The sequence below is a fragment of the Rhizobium ruizarguesonis genome (genome assembly GCF_012349115.1).
In the GTDB taxonomy this organism is placed as follows: Bacteria; Pseudomonadota; Alphaproteobacteria; order Rhizobiales; family Rhizobiaceae; genus Rhizobium; species Rhizobium ruizarguesonis.
The window spans coordinates 23,050-37,104 of sequence record NZ_PQIG01000071.1; the positions used below are offsets into that span (position 1 = coordinate 23,050).

Genomic DNA, 14,055 nt, shown 5'->3' on the forward strand with positions numbered 1-14,055 from the left:
CTGGGCCTGCAGGGGAATGGGGATTGAGCAATGGGGATCGCAGAGCGAAAAAGCCGGGAAAGGGCAGGGCGCGAAGAGCGCATTGTCGCGGCAGCACGTGCCGTCGCGGAGAGCGAAGGATGGGATGCCGTGACGATCCGCCGCCTGGCCAAGGAGATCGAATACAGCCAGCCAATCCTCTATTCGCATTTCGCGAACAGGGACGCCATCGTTGCCGCGGTTGCAGTCGAGGGCTTCAAGGAGCTCGCAACCGTTCTTCGGGAAGCGGCAGGCGGGGCGAACGGGCAACGAGAGTCCCTCATGGATGTCGCCATGGCCTATTTTGCCTTCGCACTCAGTCGCCCGGCACTCTACGAGGCCATGTTTATCCTGCCGACCCAACTGCAGTTCGCCGAGGCTGAAACGAGATCGGAACTTCGGGCCGGTTTCGACGCCATTGCAGCAGCCGTGTCGCCGTTCTGTGCCGATGTGGAGATCGTGACCGAGACCTTCTGGGCAGCCCTGCATGGGCTTGCCGAGCTCGAACGTTCAGGCCGCATTCGGCCCGGCATGCGCGACAAACGCATCGCGCTTGTTGTTCAGGCGATCGTGGATGCAGGAGGAAACGCGCCTGGCCGTGGCGAATGACATTCCGTCGGATGACGCAACGGCTACCGGATGTGGACCGCGCATCTTTAACGGAGAGCCGTCGCCGATCATGACCGGATACATCGCTGCCCTTGTCCAGACGCCACCCCACGCTCCGTCCTCCTCGGGCTTGACCCGAGTATCCACTCTCGTCTCGATCAGCCGCCGGCATGGATCCCAGGCTCAAGGCCTGGAATCACGGAGTGGGCCGTCTTGGCCGGATCCCCAGGATTTCGTTTCAGCCTCACGCAATCGAGACGAAATAGACACGCCTATGCATAAGGAAAGACACCGATGCCGAAAGCGTTCCTGAACCCGCATATGCGACTGAGCTTCATAGCAATTCTTGCTTTATTGGTTATGGGTCTAAGGCCAGCAGCCGGATTGCCGCGATGCCCTCCTCAGGATGAACTGCTGGCGAAAGCGGAGATCGTGGTTGAGGCGCGCGTGAAATCGCTCTCGATCGGCGAATCCGGCTTGCTGCTGACAGAAAATTTTCCGTCGCGGATGGTGAGGGCAGATTTGGAGATCAAGAGAGTTATCAAAGGCAAATTCCTGGGAAATGAGGCGACAGTGTACGGCACCCTGTATCCCCCAGGGCCTTTCATGGAGTTGACCGCGATGGCGTTATCTTACGGTTTCGATGACCGTGACACCTTCGAATGGGAGCTTTCGCGCCACGAAATCGGTGATGATGTGGCGTTGTTTTCAATGAACGCCTGCAACTATCGCAAATTCCCCGACTGGGCAGTTGGTCCCCGCTGATCGACGGTGCCACATCGCAATTGGCGCATGTCGGCTCAGAGTCGCTTTCGCCGCATCTGCGTGACGCTTCGCCAGACGGCCGACACGAGGAAGTAGAAGGCGCCGAGGCCGGCATAGCCGGCGATGTTGGCGATGGAGGGTGGCTCCGGTATTTGCGCCTGGGCGATGAAGAACGCGCCTGCCACGGCGGATTGGCCGCCGCTGAGGATCATCGCCCACTGGCCGCCATTGGTCCTCCAGCGCCGGACAGCGGTTCCAAGCTGCAGCAGGCCGGAAAAGATGGCCCAGAGGCCAAAGACGCCGAGAACCCAGTTCATGCTCATCGTCAGGGCGACGATCACGGCAGCGGTCGTCACCGCGCTGACGGCGACGTTGATCGCCTGGCTGCGGTTGTTTGCCAAGCCGTCACTGCGCGCTGCGTCGATGAGGTTGGCGGCGGCATCCCACGCCGGGTAGAGGATCAGCAAGGCCGCGGCGACGGCAAGAGACTGGCGGCCGGCCGTCAAGGCTGCGGCGACCCAGATGGCGGAAAAGGCTGCCCGCGTGAAGTAATAGCGCGTCAGCCACTCTTCCCTGTCGCCAGACGCGACGGTGGTTTGATCGGTAGTTATCATGATCTCTTTCCTGTGTGTGATGGTGTTGGTCTGATAGGGGCGGCTCACCGTCATCTGCGGCGGCGTCCGTCATCGCGATTGGATTTCCAGGGCTTTCGGAACCGCCCCGGCACCGCCGGGCTGCTGTCGAGACGACGTTCTCCGTCGTTCGGGTCGATCGCCTGCAGGTCAGGCGGTATTCGCTGGTAAATCGCCGGTCGAACCGGGGGCGGCCCGGACGACCGGCGACGACGTGGTCACATGGGCGGGACCACGCCATTCTTTCCGACAAGCACCTGATGGGCGAGGGGGCCTGAGGCAGCCTTTTCGGCGGGGATGAAGACGACGGCGCCGGGAATGAGATCGTCATTGGTGGCCGGAGCGATGGTCACGACCGGCGTGCCGTCCGGAATGGCGATCTTCTTTTCCTTGCCGTGATAGGAGACGGTGACGGTGCGGCCGTCGACGCCCTTGACGGCGTCGGCGACGGTCGCATTGGTCATACTGCTGTTGGGCTTGAGGTCCCAGCCGTAGCTGCCTTCACCCGCACCCTTCATCGCCGGCGGGAAGATCAGCACTTCAAGCGCGCCGTCGCCGCCGCCTGCGCTCGGCAGCGATGCGATGCCGACGAAGTCGCCCGGCTTGATGTCGGTGACCGCAGCATTTGCGACGCTCGCCAGTTTCCAGCCATCGGCAAGCGTCACATCCACGGTCTCTCCCTCGCGGGTCTTCACCTTGAGAGCGGAGCCGCTGTAGCTGACGATGCTGCCCCTGACATGGATCTGCTCGGGTTTCTGGTCTTCGGCATGGACAGGCGCCGCCGGAACGGCCGCCGACGCGACGGCGGTGAGCCCCAGGAGGAGGGCGGGGAGGATGTTCTTGATCATGTCGTTCTTCCTACTAGTTGGTAGTTTCGCTGAACGTCGTTGTCGCTCCGGGCTTTTATTCCGCCCGGAACTTTATCGAGCGGCGGTCGGAGTGAGCCGCTGCAAGGTGGGGGCCAGAATGGTGGCGAAGACCTCCGGGGTCCCGTAAGCACGGGCTGAAAGCATGGCGCCGTGGACGGAGGCCATGAAGGCTTCAGCCTCGACGCGCGGTTCGCTCGACAGTTTCAACCTGCCGTCCTTCAAGCCTCGCTCCATCACCGAGGTCAGCCATGTCGAAGCAAAGCGGAAGAAAGCCTTGACCTCGGCTGCGACCTCCGGCGGCAGCGCCGGCAGTTCGCTTGCCAGAAGGGCGCAGACGCAAAACGGCCGGCTGGCGTCCTCGATGCACTGGGCCCAGTGGCCCGCATAGGCTTGGAGGAGTGCCAGAGGATCCCGCACCTGTCGCTCCAGGCCGGCGATACCCGCCTCCGCATCTTCGCGATATCGCACGACAAGCGTGCGGACCAGGTCGGTCTTGCTGGGAAAATGGTGATGGATGCTGGCCTTGCGGATGCCGACGACGGCAGCAATATCGGCATAGCTGAAGCCGTTATAGCCTCCGGTCATGATCAATGCTCGGGCAGAAGTCAGGATCTCGTCGGACGTCGTCGAAAGATTGCTCATGGCTCTTATCTACCTTCCAGTAGGAAGGCTGTCAAGCGGAATGCAGTTTTCTGCCATCGGCCGTCGTCGAGGCGGTGACCGGCTTCACCTTGACGCGGGCGAAAGCGATGATGGCGTCGGTTGTAGCGACTGGCCTTGACTCGCCTCGAACCACCAGAACATAATCGGAACATCTAATATGCAGGATGGAGTTCTGGATGTGCGGCCGCGTCTATATCAAGACCTCGCTTGAGGAACTGGTGCGCAATTTCGCCTTCGCGGAGCGTGGTGCGATCGATGCGCTCGGGAACCGATTTCCGCGCTACAACGGCGCGCCGACGCTGGATTATCCCATCATCATTCGCGACACGGTCCGCGAACCTGATATTATGGGGCCGGTATTCGCCAGCGCTCGCTGGGGTCTAATGCCGGCATGGATGAAGCCGGGAGGGCGCCCGCCGCCGATCAATGCGCGCTGCGAGGGCATCGGTACCAACGGCCTGTTCCGCTCGGCCTACAGGTCGCGCCGTTGCCTGGTGCCGATCAACGGCTTCTTCGAGTGGAAGGATATCTTCGGCACCGGCAAGAACAAGCAGCCCTATGCGATCGCCATGGCTGACGGCTCGCCCTTTGCGCTCGCCGGCATCTGGGAGATTTGGCGTAGCCCGGAAGGCGTAGACATCAGAAACTTCGCAATCGTGACCTGTGAGCCGAATGCGATGATGGCGCAGATCCATGACCGCATGCCGGTCGTCCTGCACCGCGAAGATTACGAGCGCTGGCTATCGCCGGAGCCTGATCCGGCCGATTTGATGAAGCCGTTCCCGGCGGAACTGATGACGATGTGGCCGATCGGCCGCAATGTGGGTTCGCCCAAGAATGACACGGCTGACATCATCGATCCGATCGACCCCGATCCGGAACCGACGCTGATCTGAATTCACCGGCTCGGGCGGGAGCCATCCATCAACCATGCGGTCAAAGAGATACCTCGCGAGAGGACAGGACGACGCATGCCAGAACAAATCACATGGAAATCGTGGGAATATGTCAGCGGCCGGGAAATCAAATACAAATGGCGGCACGCCTGGAGGGAGAAACCCGGCGACGATTATGTCGCTTTTGACGGCGATACCCAGATCGGAAGGATATTCCGGTCACAGGCAGGCGGAGTGGTCGATAATCGATGGTTCTGGATCGTGGCGACAGACGGCAGCCATCGACTGGATTGGCCATCGGCCGGATACGAGGACAGTGCCTACGTCGCCTCAAGGCGGCTCGAAATGATCTATGAGAGCATCAAGAGCGGGAAACGGAGGACGGCGCACCCATGAGCATCGAAGGCCATTCGAGTGCACCGGGCGCCAATGTGATTGTTGAGCATTATTGCGAGCACCGGCATGCTGACGGCATACGCTGCAAGGAATGGGGAGGCTGGGGCAATAGCCCATCCCCGGCCGTGCCTACGCGCTGGTGGTGTTGGGAACAGTTCCCGCACAAGACATTTGAACAGGAACAGGCGCTCAGGCGGAAACTGGAGACGGCCGAGGGTGGGAAAATCATCCAATGAGGGCTGGCTGATTGATGTTCCGCCGTCAGCCGTCGGTCGAAACGGTGACAGGCTTCCACGTCTCGATCTCCTGCTGCAGGCGAACGATCCTCTCCGACACATGCTTGAGGGCGTCGCTGCCGAGCAGAAGCTGCGGTGGAGGATTGTCGGATTCGATGAGCTCTAGAACCGCTGCGGCCAGTTTGGCGGGATCACCGCGCTGCTTGCCGCTGACGGCCTGTCGCGCCTCGCGGATCGGATCGAAAAGGGCATCATAATCGGCGATCGACCGCTCGGTGCGGACCATCGATCGTCCGGCCCAGTCCGTCCGGAACGAGCCCGGGCAAAGGGTCGTCACATGCACCCCGAACGGCGCCATTTCCGCCCGCATCACCTCCGATATGCCTTGAAGCGCAAACTTGCTGCCGCAGTAATAGCCGATGCCGGGCATGGTGATCATGCCGCCCATCGAGGTGACGTTGACGATGAACCCTTGGCGTCGCTTACGAAACCGCGGCAGAAATGCCTTGGCAACGGCGACGGCGCCGAAGACGTTGACGTCGAACTGCCGCCGCATCTCTTCGATCGGCGACTCCTCGAGCACGCCTTCATAGCCGTAGCCGGCATTGTTGATCAGCACGTCGACCGGCCCATGCTCGTCTTCCGCGTGGCCGACGACATCATCGATCCGGTCGAACTCGGTGACGTCGCAGAGGGCCGGCCGCAGGCCAGGCAGGGTTTTGGCGAGCGCTGTCAGCGACGCCTGCGAGCGCACGGTGCCAATCACCCTGTGACCGGCCTGAAGAGCCGCAGCAGCGATGGCGAGCCCGAAGCCGGAATTCGATCCGGTGATGAAGAAGGTCTTTCGTGACATCAGCGATATTCCTTGATTGAGGATAGGATTTGACAAATAGTATGAAGAACCACGTGCTTCGATGGCGGATTCTCTCAATATGTTGCCAAATCCTATGCAAGGTGATCACGGCCCATCCAGGCGAGGGGAGATGGTCGAGCTGGCCGGACGTCTCGCCCCTCGTCACGGATACAATCCGACGGCGCTTAGCTCCGTCCGCATATTGCGCACGGAAGCCGTGCTCCAAGACATCCCGGTGCTCTACAAGCCGGGCGCGGTTTTCGTCCTGCAGGGCAGCAAGCAGGGCATCCTCGAAGGCGAAGTCTTCCTCTATGATGAGGAGCATTATCTGGCGGTGTCGCTGCCCGTCCCGTTCCGGATGACGTCGACCGCCAGTCCCGAGCGGCCCTTGCTTGCGGTCTATGTCGAGTTCGATATGCAGATGGCAGCCGAGATCGCACTGCAGGTGGAAAAACATGCCGACCTGCCAGGCGACGAGCCGAGAAGTCTCGTCTCGAGCAGGATGTCTGGTGATATCGAGGATGTCCTGCTGCGCCTGCTGACGGCGCTACGCAGCAGCGTCGAGACGGATGTGCTCGGCGCCGGCATTCTGCGCGAACTGCATTACCGCGTCCTGGTCGGTCCGCAAGGCGGCGCGATGATCGCCGCCCTCCAGCAGAAAGGCAGATCCGGAAAGATCATTCAGAGCCTGGCCTGGTTGCGGGAAAACTATGGCCTGGAGATCGCGGTCGCCGATCTGGCAAGAGACGTCGGCATGAGCGTTCCGTCCTACCATGTCCATTTCAAGGGTCTGACCGGCAGCAGTCCGATGCAATACGTCAAGGCCATGCGGCTTCACGAAGCAAGATTGATGATCGCCCGCCGGACGAGAACGATCGCCGAGGTCGCGGCTTCGGTCGGCTACGCAAGTCCGGCGCAGTTCAGCCGCGACTTCAAACGGCATTTCGGGCGCACGGCATCGGAAGAGATCAAGTGGGTCCAGCGCCACCTCGGCGAAACAGCCTGAGGCAATTCCTCCCCTTTCTGCCGCATCGCCTGGAGCGCGCAGCCGGGACAGGCTAGAGTCCGGGCCACATTCCGCCATCCAGTCTCAAATTTGCGCCGGTGATGTAGCTGGCTCGCGGGCTGACCAGGAAGCAGATGGCATCAGCAATCTCTTCGAGCGTTCCAACCCGTCCCATCGGAACCTGCGCAAACATCGGCAGGACCATCTGCTCGACCTCCGCCCAGGGAGCGCGCGCCGCCAGTCCGCGATCGACCGCCACCTTTCGGAAGGCTTCGTCGAGGCTGACGCTGTGGATCGTGCCCGGGGATACGGTATTCGCGGTGATTCCATCCATGGCGACAGCCTTTGCCAGGGAGGCGGTCATCGCGATCATCGCCGCCTTTGCGGCTGCATAATCAGGTCTCCTGGAGGCAGGCATCAATGCCGCGAGACTGGAAATATTGATGATCCTTCCCCATTTCGCCTCCCGCATGCCGGGCAGTAGACGCGAGGTGACGCGAACGGCCGCGAGGACATTGCGGTCATATCCCGCCGCCCAGGTCTCGGGCCGGGTCGTGCTCCAGTCCTCGGTTTCGCCGGAGCCGCCCGCATTGTTGATAACGATCTCGACCGGCCCGGCCAACCGCTGCGCCTCATCGACGAGGCCTTGTACCTCGTCGTCATTGGTCAGGTCGCCGATGACGACATGGGCACTTCCGCCCTGAGCGGCAATGTCGTGCGCGACCGCCTCGGCCTTGGCCTTGTTGCGACCGTGGATGATGACGATCGCGCCCTCGCGGGCAAGCCCGCGCGCCACCTCTTCGCCAATCCCTTTGCTGCTGCCGGTGATCAATGCCACCCGTTCCTCAAGTTTCAGATCCATTCCGTCACTCCCGTGCTAGTGTTTGATTGTTATGAGGACAGGATGATGAGTGACGCAATTACGCACTTAAAAGTGCCCATTGACCGTGATGAACGGGAAATCTGCCTTGGTCCGGATGGCTCGGTCGCACATGTGAACAGGGTGCTTCGGATGATCAGCGGACGATGGAAGCTGCCGATCCTGTTCCGCCTTTTCGCCGAGCCGACGATGCGGACGTCGCAATTGTTGCGAGACATTCCAAACATTTCGCAGAAAATGCTGACGCAGCATCTGAGGGAGCTCGAGGACGACGGACTTGTCGCCAGGCGGAACTTCGGCGAGCAGCCGCCGCATGTCGAATATCGTCTGACGGAGCCCGGTCGCGGCCTCTTGCCGATGCTGATCTCGGTAAGGGAGTTCTCCCGCCTCCATCCCGATCTGAAGCCGGCCGGCTCGGCTCTTGCGCGGTGATCCCTGGCTGAATGAGGGGGCTGCGCTTCCCGTCGAACCAGGCTGCAACCTCTCTCCAGCCTCATCCTGAGACGCCTCCGCAGGGGCGTCGAAGGACGGGGCCGGCCGCTCGCGGCCTCGATACGCCAATGCTGTGATTGGCGTCCTGCCATCCGTCTTTGCCACTATCCGACTGCCTTTTGGGGGGCGGTTTTGTCGCATCCGAGGGCCTTGGCAAATTGATGATAGACCTTATCGATTCCGGCGCCGTAGGATCGACTAGCGTCAGTCAACACGGAATTTGCCCCTATGCCCATCTTTCATGCGAAGTGTACCTGTGGCGCCCTGTCCCTGGAGGTCGATGGCGATCCTGTGCACAACCACGTCTGTACGTGCACGCGTTGTCAGCGTGCATCCGGCAGTGCGCTTGCGCACAATGTCTGGTTCCCCGAGGAAAATGTCCGGATCGTTTCCGGAGAATATTCCGTCTGGTTTCCGCAAGGCGAAACCACGCCGGATGTGATGAAAGCCTTTTGCCGGATCTGCGGTGGGGGCGGATTTTCGAAATCCGGAACATATTTTCCCGGCACCGTCATCATCGCCGGCGGCACATTCGCCGATCCGTCCTTTCCTGCGCCGGATCATGTTCATTGGTGGGACAATCGCCCGCATTGGCTCAACCTCGCCGAGCCGATCGAGCGTCTTGCCGGAAATTGAACTCTGCGGGTATCGCCTGCATCACCAGTTGAGCGGGCGCTCGAAATCGCCCGCGCGCCGCAGCCGCCCTTCTGAGTTTCGAGCGGCCGCGAACCGGCATCACATTCGGCGGCATCGTCTCGAATTTCGGCACCGCCGGATCGACCCGGTCCCAGGCGACGCCGAGAACGGCGTTCTCACCTTCATGCGCGGCGGTGAGCAGGCAGGCGGGATGTCGGCTTCGCCCATCGCGACGGGAGGGGGTCTCACGCGTCCGACGGTGCAACGGCCCGCAACGCGGTCCTGACGATCGCATCGCCGAACTCCGGCGAGACCGGGCGATGGCCGACCAGCAGCCGGAAGAAGACCGGTCCGTAGATCATGTCGAGCAGCGCCTCCATATCAGGCGGCGGAACGATCTCTCCGCGAGCCAGAGCCTCCTCCAGGATGACACGACCCGCGTTGCGGCTCGACAGGATCACCTGATTGCGGAAGGCCTTGGTGAATTCGCTTTCCGGGTCGGCGGCCGCAAGTGCCATCGTGATCTGCCGCCCGCGCGTGCTCGCAAAGGCAGTCACCAGTCCGCTCATCTGCGCGCCGAGAGCCGCCTGCGCCGTGCCCCCTCCAACCTCCGCTTCCGGTAGCCGGTTGACCAGAAGAGCGGCCATCGCCAGTTCCTGTGCGTTGGCCCAGGAGCGGTAGATCGTCGGCTTGCCGACACCGGACCGCGCCGCCACGGCTTCGATCGTCATGCGGCCAAAACCTTCGGCCATCAGGATTTCATGGGCGGCCTCCAAGGCACGCCTCTGCGCGGCAGCGCTTGGCGGCCGCCCTCGTTTCTTCGGTATTGCATTACTCTCTTGACTCATATCTTTACGATACGTAACGTTAATAAAGGAACCAGTCAAGGAGGATCATCCATGCCGAGTTTTGCCCGAAAAGTGAGCGCCTACTTCATCGTCAAGGATGCGGCACGGGCCATCGACTTCTACAAGGAGGCCTTCGGCGCCACGGAAGTCTTCCGCATGACCGATCCTTCGGACGGGCGGATCGGCCATGCCGAGCTGCGTTTCGGAGAGACACTGATGATGTTGGCAGACGAATATCCGGACTTCGGCGCCCTGTCTCCCGATGCCGTCGGAGGCTCGCCGGTGACCTTCCACATGGACACGGTGTCGACCGACGAAGCACTGGCGCAGGCGCTGTCGGCCGGGGCGACGATGTTGCGCCCGGCGACCGACCAGAGTTTTGGCGAGCGGGTGGCGCAGGTGCTTGATCCCTTCGGTCATCGCTGGATGTTGTCGCAAACCATCGAGCAGGTCACGCCTGAGGAGATGCAACGCCGCTGGAACGAGGACATGTCGGCGTGAGTGCCGCAGCCCTTGAAGCGCTGGATTTCCGCGCTACCTCTGCACGCGGCGATGGAGGAAGACGATGAAAATCCGTAAGTTCGCGGTTACCGACGTGGCGTTGGAGCGTTCCCCCGGGCAGGAGGCGGACATCTTCGTCGGCAATCTGGTCGATGAGCGGCAGGGAGGGCCGATCACCATCGGCTATGGACGCTACGCGCCCGGCCAGAGCCTGACCGAGACGATTGAAGTCGACGACGTCATGATCGTTCTGGAAGGGCAGCTATCGGTCTCGACGGACTTGGGAACAGTCACCGCCGGGCCAGGCGAGATCGTCTACATGCCCAAGGGTGAAGCGGTGACCATCCGCTCGCATGACGAAGGCGCGCTCACCGCCTATGTCACCTATCCGCATTGGCGGCAGGCGCACGCGTAAGCCGGGGCTCAGCGCTTGTATTCGGGCTCGCTGCGATCGAGCGCGCGTTTCACGGACTCCAGATGGAGCCGGGCCGACTCCGGGTCTCCTTCGCGCATTTGCCGGTACGCCGCCTCGGCGATCTCAGGCGCGACGGCAAGGACCTGGCGTCCGGTCGACAGGGCGAGCGTCTGCACTTCGCAGGCACGCTCGAGATAATAGAGGTCGTCCCAGGCCTCGGCGATATTGGGTGCGCAGACCATCACGCCGTGGTGCTTCATGAAAACGATGTCGGCATCGCCGATCGCGGCCGCGATCCGATCGCCCTCGCGCGCGTCGAGCGCCAGGCCGTTATAGTTGCGGTCGACGGCCGTGCGTCCATAGAATTTCAATGCGGTCTGCCCGGCAAAGATGAGGGGATCGCCCTCCGTCATCGACAGAGCGGTGGCATAAGGCATATGGGTGTGGAACGCCGCCTTGGCGCGGGGAACGTTTTTATGAATCCTGGCGTGGATGTAAAAAGCGGTGGCCTCAGGCTGCCCGCTGCCCGACACGACGTTGCCGTGAAAATCGCAGATCAACAGCATCGAGGCCGTCAGTTCGGCGAAAGCGTAGCCATAAGGGTTGACGATGAACAGGTCGTCATAGCCGGGAACGACGGCCGAGAAGTGGTTGCAGATCCCTTCCTCCATGCCGAGCCTTGCCGCCATCCGGAAGCAGGCCGCAAGATCGACGCGGGCCTGCCAGATGTCGTCCGTATCAAGTTTCGGCTGGTTGGGGCCGCCGGCGGGCGATGGGGCTGTGTTGAGAGAGTGCGCCATGGGGTCGTTTCAGATTGGTGTCGAAGGAGAGGGTGGCTGTGTTCTGGATTACCCCCGGATCAGCCTCGCATCAAGCCGGCTGGAGACAAACATGGTTCGGTTCATTTGCCTATTTGGGGTGAGTACGCTGCTCGACGGCTGTGTCTTTCCGTATCCGCGAGCCTGGGATGACGGAGGTTGGGGACGCGCTTTGCATTTTTACGCACCGCTCTCCGGCGATTGCACTGGAAGGTAGTTCATAGGAACGAGGCGGCTCTGTAGATCGGGGCCATCGGGTTGCCCCGGATCATAGAAGACGCCGTTATCGGCGTCATAGAGGATGAAGTGGTCTCCTTCGACATGGACGACCGCGACGCCGCAAACATCGTCCCAGCTCTCTGCCTTGCGTAATCCGCCAGTCTGCCAGCCCAACGCGGTCAGGACGCCGCGCAGTTCCTTCCACGTTGTGTAATGATTGGTCTGAACGCCCCAATCGATCATGCCGGCAATCTGGTCGTAGGGTTTGCCCGTCAGCGTCTGCAAGACGAAAACGCCGCAGCCATCATCCCTTGGACATTGCGTAACAAAGTTGAAGCGGACCTTATCGGCTGCGGGTTGTGTCAATGTTCAGTTCCTGCGGTTAGGTTTCGGGCGGCGCGGCGTACTCCTTGAGAAAGACGCTACGCGCCCAGAGCCCCACTGTCGAAAAACACCTAACTTACCAGCTCAGTCGTGTTCCCGATCGACAGCAGATGAGCCATCGCATCGGTAATTGCGTGGTTGTCGTAGGGTTTCGAGAAGGCCCTGCTTCCCGTGGGGAGATCGCTCTCTTCGAGGATTGCCGCGCCGGAGGCAATGATCAGCCTGACGGGTGGCCACCGATCCCGGATGTAATGCGATACTTTGATGCCGTCCATCGTGCCGGGCATCTGAACGTCGGTGAAAACCAGATCGATGTCGTTTCGCGCCTCGAGGATGCGAATTGCCTCGTCCGCATCGCACGCCTCAAGCGCTTCGTAGCCCGCAGAGAGCACCAGATCGACGGCACTCATCCGAATGATCATGCTGTCTTCGACGACCAGGACGACCGCTTTGCCATATTTCATCGCTCACTCGGTCAATTTGGAGGTGTGAGCCGCGTGGGCTCCGATGGGATAGCGTTTCGCAAGCCATTCGGTTCCTAAGCGGCCGTAGAAAGGTCGGTTCGCAAACCGGCGCTTTCCCGGTGGTTGATTGTGACGGCGGCGCCGGGACCCGCATCGCTCAACTGAATGTCGCCATTCAGGCTCTTGGCGAGCGCCTCCACAATGCCGGTCCCCAGTCCGGCCTTTGGTGCATCGCGACCTGCAGGCATGCCGATGCCGTTGTCAGTAACGGACAGGGTCCAGTCCCTGCCGGATGAGTGATAGTAGATGACGATTGCGCCCGTTCGTTCATCGGGAAAGGCGTGTTTGAGGGCGTTGATCACAAGCTCGGTCACAACAAGCCCCAGGCGAACGGAAACATCCGCTGCCACGGCGCTATCGTCGACCGCCACCTGAATCGAAAGCCTGTCAGGGTCTGCGATCATCGACGCGCCGAGGCTTTGGCAAAGCTGAGTGAAATAGGTCCGGAGTTCAACCTTGCCGCCATGGGACGTAGAGAGTTGCCGTTGCAGGGCCGCAATCGACATGACCCGGTGATGGGCGTTGTGGAGATGCCCGCGCGCTTCCTCCGACTGGACCCGCCGGGCGCTCTGCATGAGAACGCTGGCAATGATCTGGAGGCTGTTTGCGACCCTGTGCTGGACCTCCTGCAGCAGGATGGCATTATCGCGAACGAGATCATCTTTCAGCCGAGCCTCGGCGCGCGCATCGGTCACGTCGGTGATGGCCAGAAGCAGGCGAATATGATCGATGTCGCCGTCATCGAGCGTCCGTGCATTGACGACCAGGTGCCGTGTTTTCTGGTTTGGCCGTTGAAAGTCGATTTCGTAAGCCTCGATGGTGGCACTTCCCGAGGCGGTGGCCGTCAGCAGTGACGCAAGCTGGGGCATCGCCCATTCGCCGTTGCCAACGTCGCTGAGGCTCTGGCCGCAAACCGTCTTGGGGTCGATGTCGAAGGCCCGGCAGAAGGATGCGCTCGCCGCGATGATCTTCTGGTCGTCGGACAGGAAAAGCAGCGGTTCATTGGACGATACCACCACGGCAAGAGTGCTCGCCGCTTCGAAATGCGCTGTGGGAATCTTTTGCATGGAGAGGCCCTCATGGGCCGGAGACTCACGGAGCAAGTCATCACTCGGCAACAATGCCAACCGGCCAGAAGGCTCAGCCCGACAAGGGACCCTAACACGCCTGACGCGCAATCTCTTCATGCTAAATATCGCGGCTATACCGTGCGATGAGCCGATGCCGAATGCATGCCCGCCCAAAAGTGTGCAGCGGTTTTGGGACAACGACATGCATCAAATAACAGACGTAAAGCCAATCGGCTGAATCCAATTCGATGTGACGCGCGACTGCAATTGGCCCGTTCCGGACGAGGACGGTCTTCCGCACTCGGCTTCGACCAGGAGGTTCGCA

General features: G+C 61.4%; 20 protein-coding genes. 10 read left to right on the top strand and 10 right to left on the bottom strand.

From position 1 onward, the window contains the following. Positions 1-30: 30 nt before the first annotated feature. Entirely contained in the window at positions 31-627 is a 597-nt protein-coding gene (locus C3Y91_RS12630; protein ID WP_130765062.1) for a TetR/AcrR family transcriptional regulator, read from the top strand. Between the two features lie 294 nt (positions 628-921). Then, the gene (locus tag C3Y91_RS12635) at positions 922-1,392 is read left to right on the top strand and encodes a hypothetical protein (RefSeq protein WP_174827019.1); all 471 of its coding nucleotides are present in this window, start codon (positions 922-924) and stop codon (positions 1,390-1,392) included. 35 nt (positions 1,393-1,427) lie between these two features. Here the strand turns inward: C3Y91_RS12635 and C3Y91_RS12640 are convergent, their stop codons facing one another. From C3Y91_RS12640 to C3Y91_RS12650, 3 genes are all read right to left on the bottom strand, one after another. Next, positions 1,428-2,006: a DUF308 domain-containing protein gene (locus C3Y91_RS12640; RefSeq protein ID WP_246780192.1), complete on the bottom strand. Its 579-nt coding sequence runs from the start codon at positions 2,004-2,006 to the stop codon at positions 1,428-1,430. Positions 2,007-2,242: 236 nt separating this feature from the next. After that, positions 2,243-2,872, bottom strand: a complete 630-nt coding sequence (locus C3Y91_RS12645; RefSeq protein WP_168575396.1) for a hypothetical protein — start codon at positions 2,870-2,872, stop codon at positions 2,243-2,245. Positions 2,873-2,944: 72 nt separating this feature from the next. Then, positions 2,945-3,535, bottom strand: coding sequence for a TetR/AcrR family transcriptional regulator (locus C3Y91_RS12650; protein ID WP_164021485.1), 591 nt, complete (start codon positions 3,533-3,535; stop codon positions 2,945-2,947). Positions 3,536-3,732: 197 nt separating this feature from the next. Here C3Y91_RS12650 and C3Y91_RS12655 point away from each other — a divergent pair, with 197 nt between their 5' ends. From C3Y91_RS12655 to C3Y91_RS12665, 3 genes are all read left to right on the top strand, one after another. Continuing rightward, entirely contained in the window at positions 3,733-4,452 is a 720-nt protein-coding gene (locus C3Y91_RS12655; RefSeq protein WP_024322793.1) for an SOS response-associated peptidase, read from the top strand. Positions 4,453-4,527: 75 nt separating this feature from the next. Continuing rightward, entirely contained in the window at positions 4,528-4,848 is a 321-nt protein-coding gene (locus C3Y91_RS12660) for a hypothetical protein (RefSeq protein ID WP_018067968.1), read from the top strand. Continuing rightward, the gene (locus tag C3Y91_RS12665; protein ID WP_130765066.1) at positions 4,845-5,084 is read left to right on the top strand and encodes a hypothetical protein; all 240 of its coding nucleotides are present in this window, start codon (positions 4,845-4,847) and stop codon (positions 5,082-5,084) included. The genes C3Y91_RS12660 and C3Y91_RS12665 overlap by 4 nt, the downstream gene beginning before the upstream one ends. A gap of 25 nt (positions 5,085-5,109) precedes the next feature. On the opposite strand, the gene C3Y91_RS12670 is transcribed toward C3Y91_RS12665, so the two are convergent. After that, a complete protein-coding gene (locus C3Y91_RS12670) occupies positions 5,110-5,937 on the bottom strand; it encodes an oxidoreductase (RefSeq protein ID WP_075225310.1) in 828 nt (275 codons plus the stop codon). Positions 5,938-6,016: 79 nt separating this feature from the next. Here C3Y91_RS12670 and C3Y91_RS12675 point away from each other — a divergent pair, with 79 nt between their 5' ends. Next, positions 6,017-6,943, top strand: coding sequence for an AraC family transcriptional regulator (locus C3Y91_RS12675; protein ID WP_168575397.1), 927 nt, complete (start codon positions 6,017-6,019; stop codon positions 6,941-6,943). A gap of 52 nt (positions 6,944-6,995) precedes the next feature. Here the strand turns inward: C3Y91_RS12675 and C3Y91_RS12680 are convergent, their stop codons facing one another. Further along, positions 6,996-7,805: an SDR family NAD(P)-dependent oxidoreductase gene (locus tag C3Y91_RS12680; RefSeq protein ID WP_130689521.1), complete on the bottom strand. Its 810-nt coding sequence runs from the start codon at positions 7,803-7,805 to the stop codon at positions 6,996-6,998. A 45-nt stretch (positions 7,806-7,850) separates the two neighbouring features. On the opposite strand from C3Y91_RS12680, the gene C3Y91_RS12685 reads away from it, so the two are divergent. After that, a complete protein-coding gene (locus tag C3Y91_RS12685; RefSeq protein ID WP_130686110.1) occupies positions 7,851-8,255 on the top strand; it encodes a winged helix-turn-helix transcriptional regulator in 405 nt (134 codons plus the stop codon). A 288-nt stretch (positions 8,256-8,543) separates the two neighbouring features. Then, positions 8,544-8,951: a GFA family protein gene (locus C3Y91_RS12690; RefSeq protein WP_130686111.1), complete on the top strand. Its 408-nt coding sequence runs from the start codon at positions 8,544-8,546 to the stop codon at positions 8,949-8,951. A gap of 245 nt (positions 8,952-9,196) precedes the next feature. Here C3Y91_RS12690 and C3Y91_RS12695 read toward each other — a convergent pair whose 3' ends face one another. Continuing rightward, entirely contained in the window at positions 9,197-9,799 is a 603-nt protein-coding gene (locus C3Y91_RS12695) for a TetR/AcrR family transcriptional regulator (RefSeq protein ID WP_075225309.1), read from the bottom strand. 51 nt (positions 9,800-9,850) lie between these two features. Between C3Y91_RS12695 and C3Y91_RS12700 the strand changes: the two genes are divergently transcribed. Both C3Y91_RS12700 and C3Y91_RS12705 read left to right on the top strand, forming a co-directional pair. Beyond that, positions 9,851-10,300 (top strand): VOC family protein, encoded by a 450-nt coding sequence (locus tag C3Y91_RS12700; protein WP_018068872.1) that lies wholly within the window; start codon positions 9,851-9,853, stop codon positions 10,298-10,300. 64 nt (positions 10,301-10,364) lie between these two features. Continuing rightward, positions 10,365-10,715 carry a EutQ-related cupin domain-containing protein gene (locus C3Y91_RS12705; protein WP_130654928.1) on the top strand — a complete coding sequence of 117 codons (351 nt, stop codon included), beginning with the start codon at positions 10,365-10,367 and terminating at the stop codon, positions 10,713-10,715. A gap of 8 nt (positions 10,716-10,723) precedes the next feature. Here the strand turns inward: C3Y91_RS12705 and C3Y91_RS12710 are convergent, their stop codons facing one another. The 4 genes from C3Y91_RS12710 to C3Y91_RS12725 form a co-directional block, all read right to left on the bottom strand. Beyond that, complete coding sequence (locus tag C3Y91_RS12710) at positions 10,724-11,515, bottom strand: aldolase (protein WP_024322786.1); 792 nt, start codon at positions 11,513-11,515, stop codon at positions 10,724-10,726. Positions 11,516-11,713: 198 nt separating this feature from the next. Further along, positions 11,714-12,118 (bottom strand): hypothetical protein, encoded by a 405-nt coding sequence (locus tag C3Y91_RS12715; RefSeq protein ID WP_174827020.1) that lies wholly within the window; start codon positions 12,116-12,118, stop codon positions 11,714-11,716. Positions 12,119-12,207: 89 nt separating this feature from the next. Next, positions 12,208-12,600, bottom strand: coding sequence for a response regulator (locus C3Y91_RS12720; protein ID WP_168575398.1), 393 nt, complete (start codon positions 12,598-12,600; stop codon positions 12,208-12,210). 74 nt (positions 12,601-12,674) lie between these two features. Further along, a complete protein-coding gene (locus tag C3Y91_RS12725; protein WP_130691619.1) occupies positions 12,675-13,727 on the bottom strand; it encodes a sensor histidine kinase in 1,053 nt (350 codons plus the stop codon). Positions 13,728-14,055: the final 328 nt, after the last annotated feature.

Excerpts from the sequence above, each read along its gene's own strand:
- C3Y91_RS12640 (WP_246780192.1), bottom strand. The coding sequence starts at position 2,006 with ATGATAACTACCGATCAAACCACCGTCGCGTCTGGCGACAGGGAAGAG.
- C3Y91_RS12650 (WP_164021485.1), bottom strand. The coding sequence starts at position 3,535 with ATGAGCAATCTTTCGACGACGTCCGACGAGATCCTGACTTCTGCCCGA.
- C3Y91_RS12675 (WP_168575397.1), top strand. The coding sequence starts at position 6,017 with ATGTTGCCAAATCCTATGCAAGGTGATCACGGCCCATCCAGGCGAGGG.
- C3Y91_RS12705 (WP_130654928.1), top strand. The coding sequence starts at position 10,365 with ATGAAAATCCGTAAGTTCGCGGTTACCGACGTGGCGTTGGAGCGTTCC.
- C3Y91_RS12685 (WP_130686110.1), top strand. The coding sequence starts at position 7,851 with ATGAGTGACGCAATTACGCACTTAAAAGTGCCCATTGACCGTGATGAA.
- C3Y91_RS12690 (WP_130686111.1), top strand. The coding sequence starts at position 8,544 with ATGCCCATCTTTCATGCGAAGTGTACCTGTGGCGCCCTGTCCCTGGAG.
- C3Y91_RS12695 (WP_075225309.1), bottom strand. The coding sequence starts at position 9,799 with ATGAGTCAAGAGAGTAATGCAATACCGAAGAAACGAGGGCGGCCGCCA.
- C3Y91_RS12720 (WP_168575398.1), bottom strand. The coding sequence starts at position 12,600 with ATGAAATATGGCAAAGCGGTCGTCCTGGTCGTCGAAGACAGCATGATC.
- C3Y91_RS12665 (WP_130765066.1), top strand. The coding sequence starts at position 4,845 with ATGAGCATCGAAGGCCATTCGAGTGCACCGGGCGCCAATGTGATTGTT.
- C3Y91_RS12635 (WP_174827019.1), top strand. The coding sequence starts at position 922 with ATGCCGAAAGCGTTCCTGAACCCGCATATGCGACTGAGCTTCATAGCA.
- C3Y91_RS12645 (WP_168575396.1), bottom strand. The coding sequence starts at position 2,872 with ATGATCAAGAACATCCTCCCCGCCCTCCTCCTGGGGCTCACCGCCGTC.
- C3Y91_RS12710 (WP_024322786.1), bottom strand. The coding sequence starts at position 11,515 with ATGGCGCACTCTCTCAACACAGCCCCATCGCCCGCCGGCGGCCCCAAC.
- C3Y91_RS12725 (WP_130691619.1), bottom strand. The coding sequence starts at position 13,727 with ATGCAAAAGATTCCCACAGCGCATTTCGAAGCGGCGAGCACTCTTGCC.
- C3Y91_RS12680 (WP_130689521.1), bottom strand. The coding sequence starts at position 7,805 with ATGGATCTGAAACTTGAGGAACGGGTGGCATTGATCACCGGCAGCAGC.
- C3Y91_RS12655 (WP_024322793.1), top strand. The coding sequence starts at position 3,733 with ATGTGCGGCCGCGTCTATATCAAGACCTCGCTTGAGGAACTGGTGCGC.
- C3Y91_RS12660 (WP_018067968.1), top strand. The coding sequence starts at position 4,528 with ATGCCAGAACAAATCACATGGAAATCGTGGGAATATGTCAGCGGCCGG.
- C3Y91_RS12670 (WP_075225310.1), bottom strand. The coding sequence starts at position 5,937 with ATGTCACGAAAGACCTTCTTCATCACCGGATCGAATTCCGGCTTCGGG.
- C3Y91_RS12630 (WP_130765062.1), top strand. The coding sequence starts at position 31 with ATGGGGATCGCAGAGCGAAAAAGCCGGGAAAGGGCAGGGCGCGAAGAG.
- C3Y91_RS12700 (WP_018068872.1), top strand. The coding sequence starts at position 9,851 with ATGCCGAGTTTTGCCCGAAAAGTGAGCGCCTACTTCATCGTCAAGGAT.